The sequence below is a fragment of the Paenibacillus barengoltzii G22 genome (genome assembly GCF_000403375.2).
GTDB lineage: Bacteria > Bacillota > Bacilli > Paenibacillales > Paenibacillaceae > Fontibacillus > Fontibacillus barengoltzii.
The window spans coordinates 855,355-873,273 of the sequence record NZ_KE159652.1 but is presented as its reverse complement, the minus strand read 5'-3'; the positions used below and the strand labels follow the sequence as shown (position 1 = coordinate 873,273).

General features: G+C 52.2%; 17 protein-coding genes, 1 tRNA gene, 1 riboswitch and 1 other annotated feature. Of the genes, 7 read left to right on the top strand and 11 right to left on the bottom strand.

All coding sequences use genetic code 11. From position 1 onward, the window contains the following. Positions 1 to 10: 10 nt before the first annotated feature. From holA to C812_RS04045, 6 genes are all read right to left on the bottom strand, one after another. Entirely contained in the window at positions 11 to 1,039 is a 1,029-nt protein-coding gene (holA, locus tag C812_RS04070; protein WP_016311418.1) for a DNA polymerase III subunit delta, read from the bottom strand. A gap of 521 nt (positions 1,040 to 1,560) precedes the next feature. Then, the gene (locus C812_RS04065; protein ID WP_016311417.1) at positions 1,561 to 2,775 is read right to left on the bottom strand and encodes an anti-sigma factor family protein; all 1,215 of its coding nucleotides are present in this window, start codon (positions 2,773 to 2,775) and stop codon (positions 1,561 to 1,563) included. Further along, positions 2,772 to 3,320 (bottom strand): RNA polymerase sigma factor, encoded by a 549-nt coding sequence (locus C812_RS04060; RefSeq protein ID WP_016311416.1) that lies wholly within the window; start codon positions 3,318 to 3,320, stop codon positions 2,772 to 2,774. The genes C812_RS04065 and C812_RS04060 overlap by 4 nt, the downstream gene beginning before the upstream one ends. A 171-nt stretch (positions 3,321 to 3,491) precedes the next feature. Beyond that, entirely contained in the window at positions 3,492 to 6,290 is a 2,799-nt protein-coding gene (locus C812_RS04055; protein ID WP_016311415.1) for a ComEC/Rec2 family competence protein, read from the bottom strand. 98 nt (positions 6,291 to 6,388) lie between these two features. After that, the gene (locus tag C812_RS04050) at positions 6,389 to 6,907 is read right to left on the bottom strand and encodes a deoxycytidylate deaminase (RefSeq protein WP_016311414.1); all 519 of its coding nucleotides are present in this window, start codon (positions 6,905 to 6,907) and stop codon (positions 6,389 to 6,391) included. Between the two features lie 42 nt (positions 6,908 to 6,949). Then, on the bottom strand, positions 6,950 to 7,516 hold the full coding sequence (locus tag C812_RS04045) for a ComEA family DNA-binding protein (protein WP_244268272.1): 567 nt from the start codon (positions 7,514 to 7,516) through the stop codon (positions 6,950 to 6,952). A 241-nt stretch (positions 7,517 to 7,757) separates the two neighbouring features. On the opposite strand from C812_RS04045, the gene comER reads away from it, so the two are divergent. Continuing rightward, on the top strand, positions 7,758 to 8,693 hold the full coding sequence (gene comER / locus C812_RS04040; RefSeq protein ID WP_016311412.1) for a late competence protein ComER: 936 nt from the start codon (positions 7,758 to 7,760) through the stop codon (positions 8,691 to 8,693). A gap of 30 nt (positions 8,694 to 8,723) precedes the next feature. On the opposite strand, the gene leuS is transcribed toward comER, so the two are convergent. Beyond that, positions 8,724 to 11,165: a leucine--tRNA ligase gene (gene leuS, locus C812_RS04035; RefSeq protein ID WP_016311411.1), complete on the bottom strand. Its 2,442-nt coding sequence runs from the start codon at positions 11,163 to 11,165 to the stop codon at positions 8,724 to 8,726. A gap of 111 nt (positions 11,166 to 11,276) precedes the next feature. Beyond that, positions 11,277 to 11,493 (bottom strand) — a binding site (T-box leader). Between the two features lie 164 nt (positions 11,494 to 11,657). Here leuS and C812_RS04030 point away from each other — a divergent pair. Further along, positions 11,658 to 11,731, top strand: a tRNA-Pro gene (locus C812_RS04030). 50 nt (positions 11,732 to 11,781) lie between these two features. On the opposite strand, the gene C812_RS04025 is transcribed toward C812_RS04030, so the two are convergent. Then, positions 11,782 to 12,171, bottom strand: coding sequence for a hypothetical protein (locus C812_RS04025; protein WP_016311410.1), 390 nt, complete (start codon positions 12,169 to 12,171; stop codon positions 11,782 to 11,784). Positions 12,172 to 12,269: 98 nt separating this feature from the next. Here C812_RS04025 and C812_RS04020 point away from each other — a divergent pair, with 98 nt between their 5' ends. Then, complete coding sequence (locus C812_RS04020) at positions 12,270 to 12,455, top strand: hypothetical protein (RefSeq protein WP_016311409.1); 186 nt, start codon at positions 12,270 to 12,272, stop codon at positions 12,453 to 12,455. A 21-nt stretch (positions 12,456 to 12,476) separates the two neighbouring features. Here C812_RS04020 and C812_RS04015 read toward each other — a convergent pair whose 3' ends face one another. Beyond that, positions 12,477 to 12,743: a MerR family DNA-binding protein gene (locus C812_RS04015; RefSeq protein ID WP_016311408.1), complete on the bottom strand. Its 267-nt coding sequence runs from the start codon at positions 12,741 to 12,743 to the stop codon at positions 12,477 to 12,479. Between the two features lie 182 nt (positions 12,744 to 12,925). Further along, positions 12,926 to 13,855 (bottom strand): FUSC family protein, encoded by a 930-nt coding sequence (locus C812_RS04010; RefSeq protein WP_016311407.1) that lies wholly within the window; start codon positions 13,853 to 13,855, stop codon positions 12,926 to 12,928. Positions 13,856 to 14,071: 216 nt separating this feature from the next. After that, positions 14,072 to 14,174: riboswitch (TPP riboswitch) on the top strand. Between the two features lie 112 nt (positions 14,175 to 14,286). Between C812_RS04010 and C812_RS04005 the strand changes: the two genes are divergently transcribed. Genes C812_RS04005 through thiH form a run of 4 tightly spaced genes read left to right on the top strand, consistent with a single transcriptional unit; the run spans position 14,287 to position 17,043 of the window. Further along, complete coding sequence (locus C812_RS04005; RefSeq protein WP_016311406.1) at positions 14,287 to 14,931, top strand: thiamine phosphate synthase; 645 nt, start codon at positions 14,287 to 14,289, stop codon at positions 14,929 to 14,931. A gap of 5 nt (positions 14,932 to 14,936) precedes the next feature. Further along, on the top strand, positions 14,937 to 15,140 hold the full coding sequence (gene thiS, locus C812_RS04000; protein ID WP_016311405.1) for a sulfur carrier protein ThiS: 204 nt from the start codon (positions 14,937 to 14,939) through the stop codon (positions 15,138 to 15,140). Positions 15,141 to 15,144: 4 nt separating this feature from the next. Then, positions 15,145 to 15,924, top strand: coding sequence for a thiazole synthase (locus C812_RS03995; RefSeq protein WP_016311404.1), 780 nt, complete (start codon positions 15,145 to 15,147; stop codon positions 15,922 to 15,924). Between the two features lie 3 nt (positions 15,925 to 15,927). Beyond that, on the top strand, positions 15,928 to 17,043 hold the full coding sequence (thiH, locus tag C812_RS03990; protein ID WP_016311403.1) for a 2-iminoacetate synthase ThiH: 1,116 nt from the start codon (positions 15,928 to 15,930) through the stop codon (positions 17,041 to 17,043). A gap of 68 nt (positions 17,044 to 17,111) precedes the next feature. On the opposite strand, the gene C812_RS03985 is transcribed toward thiH, so the two are convergent. Next, positions 17,112 to 17,903 carry a helix-turn-helix domain-containing protein gene (locus tag C812_RS03985; protein ID WP_016311402.1) on the bottom strand — a complete coding sequence of 264 codons (792 nt, stop codon included), beginning with the start codon at positions 17,901 to 17,903 and terminating at the stop codon, positions 17,112 to 17,114. Positions 17,904 to 17,919 lie beyond the last annotated feature (16 nt).

Sequence of the window (17,919 nt, the reverse complement as noted above, 5' to 3'; positions counted from 1 at the left end):
GCCTCTGGTTTCAAGCTGCGAGTTTTAGCAGAAACAGCTCCAGCCCCAGGACTTTGTCGATTTGCCCGCTTTTCATCCGGTAATCCAGTTCGGCCAGCTCGGATAAAATCGCCTTCAAACGGCCGGTTTCAAACTTCCGGGCCTGGTCGCCGGCCAGCTTGACAACGTACGGATGCAGGCTCAACTGGGAAGCAATCTGCTGCTGCGAATAGCTTTGGCGGGCGAGCTCCTTCACCTGCAGCATAATCCGGAACTGGCGAGCGATGAGCGCCGCAATTTTGATCGGTTCTTCACGCTGCTTTAACAGCTCATAGAAAATGCCCAGCGCCTGCTCCAGCCGTATCGCGGCGATATGCTCGACCATCACGAACACGTTCTGCTCCGTGCTGCGCGCCACTAACTGATCCACGGCAGCAGTATCGATTATGCCGCCGGCTCCGGCGTACAAGCAGAGCTTGTCCATTTCTGCAGCCAGTACGGCCATCTGCACCCCGCTTGCGGCAATCAAGGCTTCCGCGGCATCCCGCCCGATACGGCAGCCGCGCTTCTCTACCTCTTGCACGACCCACTGAACGAGCTCGCCGCCGCCAAGCGGTAAAAAGGACAGCACCGTACCCGCCGATTTGATCGCTTTAACGACCTTCTTCCGCTCGTCCAGCTTTTCCCCGTTCACAACAAACACAATGACGCTATGATCTGCCGGGTTGCCGATATACGTCAGCAACGCTTCGACTTTATGCTCAATCTTGCCGCCTTCCTTGCCCCCTGCGACAAGCAGAGTGGAGTCGCGTACAACGATCAGCTTGCGCTCAACGAGAAACGGCATCGTCTCCGCTTCCTCAACGACCACTTCAATCGGCGTCTCCGCCAAATCAAAGGTCGCGATGGCAAAATCCTTCTGATCCGGATCCACCAGCTGATCCTGAAGTAATCCTACAAACTCCTGAATTTGATACTTCTCCGTACCGTAACATACGTACAACGGGGAGACCCGCCCCTGCTTTATGTCTTTTATCGCTTGTTTCTGCTTTGCGTCCATCGGTATCTCCCTTTCGACTTTGTTGCCTTCTTCCATCATACTTCGATTTCACGTATTCGTCCAAGCCCTGTTTATTGTTATACCGATACGTCGCGTAACGGACCGTGCAGCCCTTATTTGTCCATTTCCCGGCTATTTCCCGTTATAACAGACACCTGAGACCTTATATTGGTACTACCTGCACCCTTTTAGCTCGATTTGACCAGAATAAGGTCTTCTCGGTCCGTTAGAAGTCGCTAATCCTTCAATATGTGAAAATAGCGGTTCTGGAGTCCTTATGTCCGGCTACCTTTTAAACGCAACAGAGGGACCTCTGCCTCGTGGCGAAAGATCCCTCTGTCCCGGAACATCTATATAAACGCGGGCTAAAGAGCTCTAGAAACTCTCCCGCCTGCGGTCATACGACGATCAGGGTTTAATCCGTTATCTCTACTATACATATAACCTATTCCATATCTCCTGAAAAGGTGACTGCTGCAAGTTCAAAAAAACGCCCAAATTTGTCCGTTATTCCATGCTATTTAGGGCTGTGTACTTTTTGCAGCATCCGCAGCCGCCTGCTCAGCATAAAGGGTATGAACCACTGGGGTTCCCTCGATTTCTGTCTCGTACGTAAATATATGGCCTGATTCCGACCACGAACCGTCAACCCAATTCCCATCGATCACTTGATTAGCCACCAGTTTCCGTTCCTGGGCTTCAAGACGATAGACATACAGATGTCCGTCCTTGAACTCAGCTTCAAATGCCCCATCTGGAGAAGTCCAAATATTAAAGCTTGCGATGCCATACTTCTCTCTTGGATTATCGAAGGTCACTTGCTGATCTACAATTGAGTTCTCTAGAATATCCGGAGTTTCTAGATCGCCCGCAGAGTCCGAATTTCCTGCTCCAGGCGATGTCGGCCCTTGTGCAGGAGCCCCGTTGCTACCGCCATTCGGAACCGAGGGGCTGCCGGAAGAACCGTGGTTCCCTTGATTTGGCTCACTAGGAGCTTTATCGCTTGTACCTGAATTACCCGGCGTCACCGCTGGAGAACCGGAATCCGATGTATCGCCGGGTGCGATTCGCTCTTGGGTACCGTCAGTATTCGAATCTTCCGCCGGAGGAACCACATCCTTGGACACTGGCGTATCCAAATCTCCGGCCCCAGGCGCCCCCGTGTTGGTGTCGTCACTGAACAACTGAGCGTCGCTCGCTGCATCGTCCGCCGAGTTGGTCGCCGAGGATTGCTTGTTCGCCGATTCCAACGCAGTGTCCATGGCGATCTCGGCATCGGATACAGTACGCGGTTCGTATTGATAAATGAATACGCCCAAGATCAATACCGCCGCCACACCAAGCGCCCCGTAACGGTAAATCCGGCTCCGACGCATTCCTGTTCCCGCATCAGGACGACGAAGACTGCGCCGGCTCGGCAGCATGCCGCCTTGACCGGCATCCGCATCACGTTGCACCGCTGTCATCGGCAGTACGATGTCCTCAGCCGTACTGCCGCCTTCACGGCGAGCCCGGTCGATTTCATCCAACTGCGGAAGAATCGCGTCCACAAGACTGTAGTTCGGAACTACCTTCGGCAGATCCTCCAATTGCGCAGATAACTTGCGAAGCAGCGCAAACGTCTCGGCGCACTCTTCACAACTGCGCATATGCTCAAAGAGAAGAGAGGTCTCCTCTTCATTTAAGTCATGGTCTAGATAACGATGCATCCATTCCACCGCCTCTGGGCATTTCATCCTGATACACCACCTTTCTGATAATCTTGGAGTAAGTGTTGCAGCTGTTGCCTTGCCCTAAATAAATAGGATTTCACCGTATTCAGCGGCAAATTCAAGCTCTCAGCAATTTCGTTATACGAAAAATCTTGCAAATACCTCAGCACAACCACCGACCGATGGTGTTCCGGCAATTGTTCAATTGCGCTTCGGATGTCCTCGGCCAAGTAGCCTGACATCACTTCCCGTTCTACGCTATCATTCCCCTGAAACACCATTTCGTGCTCCTCGATCGATACGGTTGGCTTATTTCTGCGAAATTTGTCGATACAGATGTTGGTCACAATCCGCTGGACCCAGGTTTTGAACTGAGCTTTTTCTTCATAGGAACCGATTTTCGTATAAATGCGAATAAGTGCTTCCTGAGCAGCATCATGTGCATCCTGTTCGTTGTTTAGAATATAATAGGCCGTCCGGTACACATGGCTTTCAATTTCTCGCAATAGGGTGATTAGAGCGTCGCGATCGCCCGTTTGAGCGGCTCTGATGAGTCCCTGCTCTACCACTAAGGCTCCCCCTTCCTTGCATCCTTACAGACGCTAATGTCCGACAGGATGTTGCAATGTTGTTACTATTTATAAAAAATATTTTAGAAGTCTACCCTCTAAGCAATCTGACCTAAGGATACCAGAAAAAAAAGGCCCCGTCATCTTTACAAACAGCGAAAGGGCCCGGTTTTATGGGATTGGGAGCAACTTATATCTAACCTCAATTCTTCCCTCTCGAACTCTCATTTGGACCTCGCCTTGGTTGTCGGTTCGATAGATTCGAATCTGTTGAGCGCTGAGCCGATCAACGACCGTAGGATGCGGATGACCATAAAGGTTTGAAGCCCCAACCGAAATAACTGCCGCTTCCGGCTGCCAATAGTCCAGCCAATCTGCAGAGGTAGAGGTTTTACTGCCGTGGTGGGCGACTTTCATGACATCGATTGAGAAGAGCTGCGGTGTTGTCGTTCCCGAAGAGGTCAATCGTTCAAGGCTTAATACTTCCTTCTCCGCCGTCTCATCCATATCACCTGTAAATAAAAAGGAAGCTCCATTCATATCTAAACGAAAGACGATCGAGCGGTGATTTTGTTCTTTCACGATGGGGATTGGGTGAAGCGCCTCCTCAGGCATCAAGGGATAAAGCACCTCCAAGCGGGTGGCGTCATCCGGTTGCAACTTCATGCCGCGGCTTGCCGCATATACCGGAATACGCTTAGTCAGCGCCGTTTCCATTAAGGTCGTCATCGTCTTGGACTCGGCCAAGCTGCCGTTGATCACCACTGCTTCCACAGGAATGGAGTCAATGACCGCCTGCAGTCCGCCGATATGATCCTGGTCCCCGTGCGTTAAAATAACCGCATCCAAGCGATGGATCCCACGCTTCTTGAGCAGCGGAACCACCGTTTTGGCCCCGACCTCGAAAGGTTCACGCCGCTCCCGCCACGCATCCTTCGCTTTGCGAAACGATACCGTCCCCCCGCCGTCCACCAAAATATGCTTGCCAGATGGCGTAGTAATCAAGGCACAGTCACCTTGACCCACATCGATGAACTCGATATAGCCGGTCCCTTGGCTGTAGGCCGGTTGATATCCGGTGATCAGCAGCAGCATAAGGCCTATGGCGATGCCCAAACGCAGAAAATCCATTCGTTTCGACCATCCCCATCGGCTAAGCGCGTTTGCGATCGTCCCCCATCCGTAACCCTGTTGGGTCCAGGCGGTTTTAACCGCTGCCAGTCTATCAAGTACCCCTAGCCTAGCCTGATTTCCAGGCACGTCCTGAGACCACTCCCGCCAGTTGATATGAGCGAAAGCTACCTCTCGTTTAGCTGGATTGAGAGGCACAGTATCGTCATCCTGCCCACTGACAGCTAAGGCCTCGGCAGCAAAGCGTTCACGGCGTTGTCCCCAATCCACCAACAGATAGCAACCAGCATAAAAAGCTGCGATCCAAAGCAGCGAAGGAGACTTCCAATACGTCATAAACCCGCTGCGCGTGCTCAACCAGTTGGTTGCTTCAAACGTGGCCGTATTCAGCCAACGTACCGGCAGAGCTGCCCATGAGCCCAGCTTGATCGACAACAAACTTAACAGCAACGCCCCTGTTCCTAGGGGAAGCGCCAAGGTGCCGATCACCGGGACCAGCAGCAGATTAGCAGGAATGGACAGGAAGGAGAATTGGTTGAAATAGACGATCGTTAATGGAAAAGACACCAGCTGCGCCGCCAACGTAATCGCCACCGCATTTCCGATTTTGCCCGGCAGCCACCTTAGATACGGGGTTAATCGCGGGACGAAAACGATCAGCCCTGCCGTCACAGCAAACGAGAGCTGGAAGCTGACATTCAGCAAATAATACGGCTCCCAGATCAGCATCAGCATCGCAACAGCGGCTAATACGTTCAGGCTGTCTTTTAGCAGCCCGCGCCTTAGCAAATACAATCCCAATATCGTCATCAACCCAGCCCGAATGACCGATGGAGATAAACCGGTAAGCAGCATATATCCCGGAACGAAAACAATAGCAACCGTGTTTGCGGTCTCCCGCGTCACCTGGCAAAGCCGGAGTAATCCCAGAACAAGCGCCACGTTAATCGCAACATGGCTGCCGGAAATGGCGAGGATATGCGTGAGCCCAAGCTGTGTAAACTCCGCGTATTTATCCGGGTCGAGCTCATTCTGCAAGCCAATCAGCAGCCCCTTCATATAACCGGCTTGCCAGTCCGGAAACATTCGCTCAATGCGCTCGCCAAGGCGTTCGCGTAAAGCATCGATAGATCCTAAGGCAGCGGCGACACCTCGGGATGGCTGTCCCGCCTTAAGCGATGATGCACCCGACGCTTTGACCAGCCAATGGATCCGCTGCAAATGTAAATACCGACGGTAATCAAATGCGCCAAAATTGCGGGCAGGCTGCGGTAACTCCAGCGTCCCATTCAGCGTAACCCGTAGCCCGCGATGCCAGGTGGCTGCCGTCTGCTGTTCGCTTTGCGATGCGAGCCGCAGCTGGACAGCGACCTTCTCTCCGCGGGGAATTTCCTGCATCGCCGACGCTGTCCCACCCGGTGAAATCAGCGATAGGCCGCTGACCTTCAGCGTAAAATCAGCCCGATCCCCGTCAACCTTGACCGTGGATACGATCGTACCCTCCAAACGGCTGGCTTGACCATCTAACGCCTGAGCCCCCTCCTTTGTAGGGCTTGTCCCCGTTCCTGCTTCTTTTTCTGCTTCCATACCGGCCACTATCGGTCCGATTCGGCTCACATTGCCCGCTTCGTTATACAGCCAATAGCTGCCCCCAAGCAACAAAGCCAACCCTGCCAAGGCGAGACTTCGCCAAGTCTGACGCCAAATGATGGCGATGGCTGTACAGACCAACAACAATCCCAGCCCAAACAACCAAAAACGCCAGCCGGTATAAGCTGCCGCGAAGCCGCTGCCAGCGATCCAACCGCAAGTTATCGCAATTAACGGTCTTCGGTTCATGGACATCCCTCCCTGATCCACCTCAACAAAAAACACCCCACCCGCCCTAAGGCGAATGGGGTGCTTCCACATTCGATGATCGATCAAAAAAATGTCAATTATTCTTCCACGTGTGCAATCGTTTCCTGCGGCGGTTGATACCCTTCCAGACGTCGGAAAGTGATGCCTTTTTGCGCCATCATAGCTGTCACTTTACCGGTATCCTTCGGATAGGGCCGATGGAATACGATTTCCGTAATGCCGCTGTTCGCCAGCATATTCGCGCAAGTCCAACATGGCTCGTCCGTCACATAGACACTGGAGCCTTCCCGGTCGATCCGGTCCGTGAACAACAGCAGGTTCTGTTCGGCATGGATCGTACGGACGCAGCGCTGTTTCTTCACCATTTTCTCCTGTCCATCCTCTACCACCAGCTCGTATTCTTCCGCAATCATACAACCGGCCTCCGAGCAGTCCGGAACACCGGAAGGGGCGCCGTTATAAGCTGTACCTAGCAGCTTCTTGCCCTGAACGAGCACAGCGCCGACATGACGTCGGTTACACCGCGACCGCGTCGATACCATATAAGCGATATCCATAAAATACGTATCCCAATCTTTGCGTTTGTCCGGATTCATATTCCATCATCACCCTCGCAAGTCATGTTTCGATCACAAGAATTACAGCCCGATATAAGGCTTCATTTTCTCCAGCATTTTGTCTCCGATGCCTTTCACCTCGGTCAACGCTTCTATGGAGGTAAAAGGACCATGCGCATTTCGGTAATCGAGAATGGCTTGGGCTTTCTTCTCGCCGATCCCGGGGATTTCCTGCAGCTCGGCCAATCCGGCGCGATTAATGCTGATTTTTCCCGAATCCGTGGATTTCCCGGCTTCTTCCTTAGAGGCTGCAACTCCGCTAACCGCTTCGGCCTCTGTAGTAGATCCTGCGTTCTGACCTGCGGCATTCACATGCGTTGCTGTCTCTTCTGAGATACCCTTTAAGTCCGTTTTCCCGGCTGCGGTTGTCCCAGTCACCTCATCGTCAGGCTTGTCCACGGCTGACCCAGTTTCTGAAGGATTTGCAGCCTTTAGCTCGCTTCGATCCACAGCCGCGCCCTCTGCAGCCATAGCCGCCTTAACCTCAGCATTTATCGGCGTCCAGCCTTCGATACCTGCAGGCGAGCGACCGCCTGTTGCCAGAAGCATCAATCCGGCGCCAATCACTGCCGAAACGATAGCCGTCAAGACGAGTTCCCTCCGCATATCGTATCTCCACTCCTCTTTCAACATCTCAAAAGAATCTGCCAGTAGTCATGAAGATCCAATCAAGCTGCATACAATCTATACAAGTGAAGTAGAAACGGCAGAAGTAGGTTCGCAATAACTAAACGTAAGATGAATCCCTCAATACAACAACACATGAATGAGTGCAATCACTTTAACGTTTTACCAATACAGTGCGTGAAGCACGGAAAGGGGAAGCCGGATGAAAGTCGCCTTCATCGGAACCGGAGCCATGGGAAGCCTGCTCATTGACGCGTTTTTGCGTTCCGGCGCGCTGCTCCCGCAAAATATTTGTGCCAGCAACCGCTCTCCCTCGAAAGCGAAATGGCTGGCCCAGCGCCATCCTGGACTGCGGGCGTACAGCAGCAATGCTGAAGCCGCCCAGGGAAGCAAAATCGTCTTCTTGTGCATCAAACCCCTGGATTACCCCGATGTTATCGCGGAAATCCGGGACGTGCTCGATGATAAACAGATCGTCGTGTCGATCACGAGCCCCGTTCAGATTGAAACCTTAGAAGCTGCCATTCCCTCAAAAATTGCCAAAATCATTCCCAGCATCACGCATTCCGTTCACAGCGGTGCTTCGCTCTGCATCTACGGCGGGCGGATTCGCCCCGAAGATCGTCTACTCCTAGAGCAGCTGATGTCCTCGATCAGTACGCCAATCACCCTCAAAGAGAGCGAGACTCGAATCGCATCCGATTTATCCAGTTGCGGGCCAGCATTTGTAGCTCATATGCTGCAGCTGTGGGCCGAGTCCGCCGCTGAACGAACTGGAATCAGTTATGAGGAGGCGATTGCGCTCGGCTCGGAAATGCTGTCAGGCACAGGCAAGCTGCTCACCGAAGGCGGTCTGAATCCCGAACAACTGATCGAACGGGTTGCCGTACCCGGAGGCGTGACCGCTGAAGGGATCGCTGTGCTGGATTCCTGTCTGCGGGAAGTATTTGCCCGACTGATCGATACGACTCATCGTAAATACGACGATGATATCAGCAAGCTGCATACGTTGTTTCATCCGGCCACACTGGATGAATCTCCGTCGTCTTCGGATCAAGCTCCGTCATGTCCGGAAAAGGAAGCCCCCTTGGCCAATGTCAAACCGCCGGATGGATCAGGGGCCGCCTCCATTTCCTGAACATACCTACTTCCTCACAAGGAAATGAGCTTATCCGACGACGATATTCACCAGTTTGCCTGGCACCGCAATCACTTTGCGGATCGTCTTTCCAGCCACAGCCTGCTGAACATTCGGCAGGCTTAAGCTATGTTCTTGCATCGCTGCTTGATCCAAGTCTTTGGAAACCTTCGTGCGTTCTACGATTTTTCCGTTCACTTGCACGACGATTTCAACTTCGGATTCTACCGTCCAAGCCTCATCATACGTTGGCCATGGTTCATACGTAATCGTATCGGTATGACCAAGACGTTCCCACAGCTCCTCCGCCAAATGCGGTGCCAGCGGGGACAGCATCTGCACGAAGTTTTCCGCCGCCGCTTTCGGCACTGCGTCCGTTTTGTAAGCATCGTTCACGAAAATCATCAACTGGCTAATCGCGGTGTTAAAGCGCAGGTTTTCAAAATCCTCGGTCACTTTCTTGATCGTCTTGTGCCATGTACGTTTGAAATCATCGCTTCCACCGTCCGCCGTAATTTTCGGATTCAGGCTGCCGTCTTCCGCAATGAACAGACGCCATACGCGAGACAGGAAGCGGTGAATACCTTCAACGCCACTTTCATTCCATGGTTTCGTTGCTTCCAACGGCCCCATGAACATTTCATACACGCGCAACGTATCCGCCCCGTATTGGTTGACAATTTCGTCCGGATTGATGACGTTGCCGCGGGATTTACTCATCTTCTCATTGTTGGTACCGAGAATCATCCCTTGGTTGACCAGCTTTTGGAACGGTTCTTTGGTAGTTACAACCCCAAGATCGTAGAGCACCTTATGCCAGAAGCGAGCGTAGAGCAGGTGAAGCACCGCATGCTCGGCCCCGCCGATGTACAGGTCAACCGGCAGCCATTCCTGCTGCTTCTCCTTCGAGCACAGCTCCTTGTCGTTGTGCGGGTCGATATAGCGCAGGTAATACCAGCAGCTTCCGGCCCATTGCGGCATCGTGTTCGTCTCGCGGCGAGCCGGCATTCCCGTTTCCGGATCCACGGTGTTCACCCATTCGGTCACGTTCGCCAGCGGCGATTCCCCGGTACCCGACGGTTTGATGGCATCTACATCCGGCAGAACCAGCGGCAGCTGATCTTCCGGTACCGGCTTCATCGTGCCGTCTTCCAGATGCAGAATCGGGATCGGCTCCCCCCAATACCGTTGACGGCTGAACAGCCAGTCGCGCAGACGGTAAGTCACTTTACCGCGGCCTTTGCCGTTCTCCTCCAGCCAGGAAATCATCTTCTTAATGGCTTCCTCTTTGCCCAGGCCGTTCAAGAAGCCGGAGTTCACATGGGCTCCGTCGCCCGTATAAGCCTCTTTCGACAGATCGCCGCCCTCAACCACCTCGATGATCGGCAGATCATACTGTTTGGCGAATTCATAGTCGCGCTCATCATGCCCTGGTACAGCCATGATCGCACCGGTTCCGTAACCCGCCAGCACGTAGTCGGCAATCCAGATCGGCAGCTTCTCTCCATTGACCGGATTGATCGCGTACGCGCCGGTGAATACCCCAGTTTTCTCCTTAGCCAGGTCGGTACGTTCCAGATCGCTCTTCCGCGCCGCTTGGTCTTGGTAAGCTTCAACCGCTTGGCGTTGAGCATCGGTCGTGATCTTCTTAACCAGTTCATGTTCTGGAGCAAGCACCGCATACGTCGCTCCAAACAGCGTATCCGGACGAGTCGTAAAGACCGTCAGAGACGCATCATGACCTTCGATTTCGAATACGACTTCCGCACCTTCGGATTTCCCAATCCAGTTGCGTTGCATATCCTTGATGCTTTCCGACCAATCCAGTTCCTCCAGGTCTTCCAGCAGCCGTTCAGCGTATTCGGTAATTTTCAGCACCCATTGACGCATCGGCTTGCGGATGACCGGATGGCCGCCGCGCTCACTCTTGCCGTCAATGACCTCTTCGTTCGCCAGCACCGTACCCAATGCCGGGCACCAGTTCACTGGAACTTCGGCCACATAGGCCAGACCTTTTTTATACAGTTGGAGAAAAATCCACTGCGTCCATTTATAATAATTCGGATCAGTTGTACTGATCTCGCGGTCCCAATCGTAAGAGAAGCCCAGCGACTTGATTTGGCGCCGGAAGTTGTTGATGTTCTTCACCGTGATGTCACGCGGATGTTCGCCCGTATCGAGCGCATGCTGCTCTGCTGGCAACCCGAAAGCATCCCAACCCATCGGATGAAGTACGTTATAGCCGCGCATCCGTTTGAAGCGAGAGACGATGTCTGTAGCTGTATACCCCTCCGGATGGCCTACATGGAGGCCTGCTCCCGATGGATAAGGGAACATGTCAAGCGCGTAAAACTTCGGTTTCCCCGCCTCTTCCCGTGTTTTAAAAGTTTGATGCTTTTCCCAATAAGCCTGCCATTTCGGTTCAATGGCCTGGGCCCGGTAAACGTCATGGGGCACATTTTGGTCCGCCATAATTCAAAATCCTCCTTGAAAACAACAATTTGAAATGCGGGATCCACGTCATAAGCCGACGAGGTGAACTCCCTAAAATCAAAAAACCTCCCGACCCGTAGCGTTATGATCGCTAGGGACGAGAGGAGATTTCCCGTGGTACCACCCTAGTTAGCATCGGACATGCTTTGTCCTAGCTCCCTTTGCACCCTTAACGCGGGCAAGACGATGATGATTTGCGCATCATAACTCCAAGGCGAGTTCATCTGCATTCCCCAACCGGCTTGCACCAAACGCCGGCTCTCTGGATGGCGGAATCCAAATTACTATTCCTCTTCAAAGTTCCACAATATAGAATTGAATTATCAATTATTATATAAAATAATGCCACATATCGTCAACGTTGGTTCCGATTCCTTGCGTTCAAAAATTTTTCATCCGTCCCCCCCTTTACAGCTTCGCCTAAAAGTGTATAATGTATTAATGTTTCCCCCAAATTAATAATATTGCTGACGAGACGTGGCTCAGCTTGGTAGAGCGCTTGCTTCGGGAGCAAGAGGTCGCAGGTTCAAATCCTGTCGTCTCGATACTTATGACACCAACATCGCGGACATGGGCCGCGATTTTTTTATTGCCCTTATAGGGCTGAGAGATCATGAACCAACCTCATGCACAACCCCTGAACAGTGAAGTTACTTAAACTAACCCCATCCTCGCTTTCTAAAACAACTCTCAGAAGCTGCCCCGCATTGATCTTCTGCCAAGGAGTTGTAAATGTCGCATTTCTATGATGATTCCTGTAGTCCTCGTGCATCTTCTTCTCATCTTCATTAAAGAGGCCCTTAAGAACTTCCGGATGATCCATTTCAAAGCACACCGCAATCCGATCAAATTTTACCTGAGGGTCACACCTAAGTTCCTCAAGGTTCGAAACGGGAATTTTCTTGGCTGAATAGGTTTGAATCAGGAACTTCTCAACTTCTTGAAGAGAAGAATTTGTGGATTGATTTGGGGGGAGTTTGTTCATAGAGATCGGCTCCTTAACCAGAATTCAAAAAATAAATGCTCTCCAGCGATGTTCCAAGTATACTATATGTTAAGAAGTACCCATTAGGAGGGATTCCAGTGAATATGTGGGAGAAACAAGAGAAAGATCAGCTTAAAGAGTATCAACGCAAGCCTTTCATCAATTTGGCGGATTCGATGAATCGTGCTGAAATCGGAGATTGGAACGCTTTAGCAAAAGGCGGTGTTTGGACCACCCTCGTCATCCTCGTCGGACTCCTTCTCTTCTTCTCCTTTAGATTCTAACAGCATTCCGCACTGATTTTATCAGTTCCATCCTGCTTCGGCCTTCCAATTCTTCAGAAATGCTTCGGCTTTTTGCGGATCGACCTTGAGCAAGGTCCGATACTCCAGCATTTTGCGTAGAGTGTCCAGCATTTGATCGTACTCTTTCTTTTTGTCCTCAATCTCCTTCATCTTGCTTCGGATCCATTCGATGGTTTGTTCGTTCGTGCTCGTATGGGCATCGTGCTCCTGCAGCACATCCTTCAATTCAGCCAGCGAACAGCCGATAGATTGGAATTTCTTAATCATCCTCAATCTCTCGACATCACAAGCTTGTACAACACGGCGCAGGTGGGCCCAGCGACGCGGGAGCTTCTCGGCTGGAAACCGGTGCAACCCGGGCTGATCGCTGATCTTGAGTCAGGACACTATTTTGCATAAAAAATAAGGATGCCCCACTAGCCCTTCACGGCTCTTGGGACATCCCCTTTTTACGACATTTTAAGCTCCGCCGTCGCCTGAAAACGTCCTCGCTCCTTAATCGGAAGCGGCAAGCCCATGTTCTGCAGCTCAGCGTAAATCCAATCCGCGTGGTACTCATAGACGGTTTCAATTCTGTACTGCTGTTCTGCGTTGCTGGTTCTTGCCTCAACGGAATCACTCCGTTCAAGATCAGCCTCGACCAGTAACTGTCGATGCTCGGCAAGCAGCTGCTGCAAAATCACCAAATGCTCATAGATGTGGCGATAGGATTCAATTTCTTTGCCGATGTGCTCCATCGATTCACTGAGATCTCGAGTCAGATGGAATTCCTCTTTGCAGAGCTGATAATATTTCTCCAGACAAGCCAGCTCCGCACGAAAACTCTTCAAATCGACGGCTTCCCGACACGAAGTAATCTGCCCATATAAGTCAGCCATTCGCTTGGCGACAGATTTACGCGCCTTTTCCAAATCCGCCTCATGTTTTGGAGGAAAGACGACCAAATTGACGATCACCGCAACAGCAATCCCAACCAGGGTGTCCGTGATCCGGTTAATCCCATAAAAAATCGGACTTTCCCCCGGCTGAAGATTTAACATAATGGCTAAAAAAACGATACAGCCGATGGATATCGACTTATTCCAATTCAACAGATTGCAGACATAGATTACGACGATGACCCCTAACGCACAATATATGGCGTTCCCAGGTTCAATCATGGCGAAGCCTGCACCCACAATCGCCCCAACAAACGTCCCCATCGTCCGATGTTTCCCGGCCGTAAAGGAGTTGGCAACTGAATTTTCCATGGAAATGGTCGTGGCGATCGCAGCGTAAAAAGGATATTCCAGGCGCAATAACGCTGCAACGATCACACACAAACAGATGGCTAGCCCCGTCTTGAGATTGCGTAAACCAATCGTCCATTTCAATCTCATCACTCCCCCCAATCAAACTCCGACCGTATTATAGAGAATGTTTTTGTTTCGCTTCAATTTCATTAAACATCACAAACCAGCTATTTTTGCGATAAATCGTGACATTTTCATGAAAATTTCTTGGAAACGAGGTAAAGCAGCCAGCATAACCCATTCCAATTCAACGGTTGTAATTATTTGGATCCCCGTGTATAGTAAACATGACAAATGGATATCGATCGACACTAGGGGAGCCGCAAGGCTGAGATGAATCGCAAGATTCGGACCCTTTGAACCTGAACGGGTTAAGACCTGCGTAGGGAAGTGGAGCGTAAAGCATGTATGAACCAGAACATAAGTCTATTTAGGCTTATTCCTTCTGTTGCTGAACTAGCCCCCTCCTTGCGGAGGGGGCTTTTTTGCATTGCATATCGAACCTCAGAGGGGTGAACATGACGAGCCAAAAAATCACACTGACCACACCCGAACTGCATCTGATCTCTATCTCTCCCATTCACATATCCGAACTGCTCAGGGTGTCCCTCAGAGCCCTGCCCTACCTGGATTACATCCATGTACGGGATAAGCAGCTCACGGCGAAAGGTCAGCTGGAGGTCATTCAACAGATGCTGGAAGCCGGCATTCCGCTGTCCCAAATTGTCGTGAACGATCGGCTGGACGTCGCCTTGGCTGCTCGGGCCATGAATGTCCACTTAGCCGGCCACAGTCTTCCAGTGGATGCCGCTCGTCCGTTAGCCACTGGGATGCGCTTGGGCAGGTCGGTTCATTCGGCGGAAGAAGCGATGCAAGCCGCCGCAGATGGAGCGGATTATTGCCTGTTCGGTCATGTATACGATACGTTCAGCAAACCTGGACTTCCCGGCAGAGGACTGGCAGCACTCACGGCAACGGCTCAAGCTTGCCCGGTTCCGGTGATCGCCATAGGAGGCATCCGTCCGGACCATGCGGGAGAGGTCATCCGCTGCGGCGCCCAAGGGGTTGCCGTCATGACAAGCCTGTTCCATGCACCAGACCCGGCGGAAGAGGCCCAAGCATATCGCAAGGCAATACAGGCAGCTTGGCTGGAAAGGAGGTGAACCCCGTGCAGGTTCGTCTGAATGGGAAAGAGACGACGATCAACGAAAGCTGTGTCACACTGGCCGATTTATTAGCAGAGCCCCCATGGAAGGACCGAAAGCTGTTGGTTGAACTAAACGGTACAGTTGTACGAAAGGAAGACTATGACGTGACCCCGTTATCGGATGGGGATCGTATTGAGCTAGTCCATTTTGTTGGGGGAGGTTGATCCTATGCAGGACTTATTCCATATAGGCGGCAAGGCGTTGTCCAGCCGTCTCTTTATCGGTACTGGCAAATATAACCGCAACACCTTAATTCCCGAAGTGATCGAACGTTCAGGAGCAGAAGTCATCACGGTCGCTTTAAGAAGAGTGAATCCCGATTGGGAGGAGGAAAATCTGCTGCATCATATTCCTCCACATATGACGCTGCTGCCGAACACTTCCGGTGCCCGCAACGCAGAAGAAGCAATCCGCATCGCAAGGCTGGCCAGAGCGGCGGATATGGGCAATTGGATTAAACTGGAGGTCATTCAGGATCAACGTTATCTGCTGCCAGACAACGTGGAAACCATTAAAGCAACCGAGGTACTGGCCGCAGAAGGCTTCGTAGTCCTTCCTTATATGAGCCCGGATCTATCGGCCGCGCTCCGGTTAAGGGATGCTGGAGCCGCTGCCGTCATGCCGCTCGGTTCACCGATTGGCAGCAACCGCGGCCTGCGGACGAAGGAATTGATTCAGATCCTGATCGAGGAATCAGGCCTGCCGGTGATCGTAGACGCCGGGATCGGCAAGCCGTCAGAGGCAGCGGAAGCGATGGAAATGGGCGCAGCGGCTGTCCTCTTAAATACGGCGATTGCAACCGCCCGCGATCCGCTGGGCATGGCTGAAGCGTTCCGCGCAGCCGTTATAGCCGGCAGATTAGCCCATCTGGCCGGGCTGGGACCGGTGGAGCAAAACGCGGTAGCCTCTTCCCCGCTAACCGGATTTCTGGATGAAGTGGAGGCCTAAGGGATGAGCTTCTATGACAAAATCCAATCCTGGGAAGGCTTCCCCTTTCCACAGCGGCTTCAAGGTTACAGCGATGCAGATGTAAGGCGGGCGCTTAGCAGGCCTAAGCTTGATGCGGAGGATCTGTTAGCCTTGCTGTCACCAGCGGCTGATCGACATTTGGAGGAGATGGCCCAACGGGCACAGCAGATCACCCAAAGCCAGTTCGGGAACGTAATCCAATTGTTTACCCCGATGTATGTGTCCGATTATTGTGTGAACCACTGTGAGTATTGCAGCTTTAGTTCGATCTATGATTTTCCGCGAAAAAAATTAGACATGCAAGAGGTCGAACGGGAAGCTGAAGCGATTGCGGCAACCGGGATCCGTCATATCCTGCTGTTAACCGGTGAATCCCGCAAAGATTCCCCGGTCGAATACTTAAGAGACTGCGTGAAGGTGCTGCGCAATTATTTTTCATCCATCGGCATTGAGGTGAACCCGCTGTCTGTCTCCGAATATCAGGAGCTAGCTGCGGCAGGCGTAGACAGCCTGACGGTATTCCAAGAGGTCTACCACCGGGAAACGTATGCCAAACTCCATATCAAAGGCCCCAAGCGCAATTATCGAAATCGGCTGGATGCCCCGGAACGCGGATGTGCTGCAGGTTACCGGGCCGTGAATATCGGGGCATTACTTGGCTTGTACGATTGGAGACAGGAAGCCTTCTTTGCCGCCATGCACGCGGATTATTTGCAAACCAAGTATCCAGGTTGTGAGATCAGCTTATCGATTCCGCGCTTCCGCCCTTTTCTCGGAGATTACGAACCGGATGCCCAGGTGACCGATCGGGCTTTGGTACAGGTGATGCTCGCCTACCGTCTCTTTCTACCGCGGGCCGGGATCACCTTATCCAGCCGGGAGCCTGCCCGGTTACGTGACAGACTGGTTCGCCTTGGGGTGACCAAGATGTCAGCTGGTGTATCCACGGCCGTTGGGGGCCACTCCCAAGGGGGCGGCACCCCGCAATTTGAAATTTCCGATGAGCGCAGCGTGGCTGAGATTCGGGAAATGCTCTATCAAAACGGGCTGCAGCCCGTGTTTAAAGACTGGGATATCTTAGTCCCTATTGAAGGCTAAGGTAAACATCAATCGAGCCGGACCTTCCCTAATATCCAGGGAAATGTCCGGCTCATCTACTTATCCTATCAATGGAATAATGAAACGATCCATTCTGTCAGCGGTTTCCACAACTTTGGATATTCCTGGTTGATCAAAACCCTCACCTGTTCAGCAGGAACACCGGTAAAGTCGCCGTCTGGGATCGCCAGAGAATACGTTCCGCTGACGGCATCCCCAATGGCAATGTGCCCGCTGGCATAACCTCCGACGGCTATCCTCGATGCGATCGCTAGGCCGCCAAAGGAATACACGCCCACGGCGAATCCGCCAAAAGCCAACACACCAACAGCGGCCCCTCCAGCTGCGATGAAACCGGCCGCAAAGCCGCCCAACGCTAGAATCAAGGCTAAGGCAATCGCAGCCAGACTTATCACCCCCGCCGCCAACACACCCAGACTTAAACCGCCAAGCGCAATGAGCCCCAGGGAGACAGCGCCGATGGAAATATTGCCGATCGCGATGATCCCTTTGGCGACGTACATCCCGCGCCCCACATTGATGTGCAGAAGCGGTAAGCCAAACCAGGTTCTTTCACTTTTATATTCATAGTGATATCGATAGCGGAACATCGCCGATCCATTTGATTCCGGAGGAAGCTCCCTTTTTTCCGTTGGCACTCCCCGGACCAAATGATCCATGCTAACCTCAAACAATTCGCATAATGCGATCAGTTTATCCGTTTCCGGGTATGACTGACCCGACTCCCACTTCGAAACCGCTTGGCGTGATACGCCGATCGCTTCCGCCAGTTTTTCCTGGGACATTCCTTTTTGTCTCCGATAGTTCTGCAGCTTATCTGCAAAATCCATATTCTTCATCACCCCGCCTCCATCA

Coding starts and splice junctions, on each gene's coding strand:
- holA (WP_016311418.1), bottom strand. CDS start 1,039: ATGGACGCAAAGCAGAAACAAGCGATAAAAGACATAAAGCAGGGGCGG.
- C812_RS04065 (WP_016311417.1), bottom strand. CDS start 2,775: ATGAAATGCCCAGAGGCGGTGGAATGGATGCATCGTTATCTAGACCAT.
- C812_RS04005 (WP_016311406.1), top strand. CDS start 14,287: ATGACGAGCCAAAAAATCACACTGACCACACCCGAACTGCATCTGATC.
- thiH (WP_016311403.1), top strand. CDS start 15,928: ATGAGCTTCTATGACAAAATCCAATCCTGGGAAGGCTTCCCCTTTCCA.
- C812_RS04055 (WP_016311415.1), bottom strand. CDS start 6,290: ATGAACCGAAGACCGTTAATTGCGATAACTTGCGGTTGGATCGCTGGC.
- leuS (WP_016311411.1), bottom strand. CDS start 11,165: ATGGCGGACCAAAATGTGCCCCATGACGTTTACCGGGCCCAGGCCATT.
- comER (WP_016311412.1), top strand. CDS start 7,758: ATGAAAGTCGCCTTCATCGGAACCGGAGCCATGGGAAGCCTGCTCATT.
- C812_RS04010 (WP_016311407.1), bottom strand. CDS start 13,855: ATGAGATTGAAATGGACGATTGGTTTACGCAATCTCAAGACGGGGCTA.
- C812_RS04015 (WP_016311408.1), bottom strand. CDS start 12,743: ATGATTAAGAAATTCCAATCTATCGGCTGTTCGCTGGCTGAATTGAAG.
- C812_RS03995 (WP_016311404.1), top strand. CDS start 15,145: ATGCAGGACTTATTCCATATAGGCGGCAAGGCGTTGTCCAGCCGTCTC.
- C812_RS04025 (WP_016311410.1), bottom strand. CDS start 12,171: ATGAACAAACTCCCCCCAAATCAATCCACAAATTCTTCTCTTCAAGAA.
- C812_RS03985 (WP_016311402.1), bottom strand. CDS start 17,903: ATGAAGAATATGGATTTTGCAGATAAGCTGCAGAACTATCGGAGACAA.
- C812_RS04050 (WP_016311414.1), bottom strand. CDS start 6,907: ATGAATCCGGACAAACGCAAAGATTGGGATACGTATTTTATGGATATC.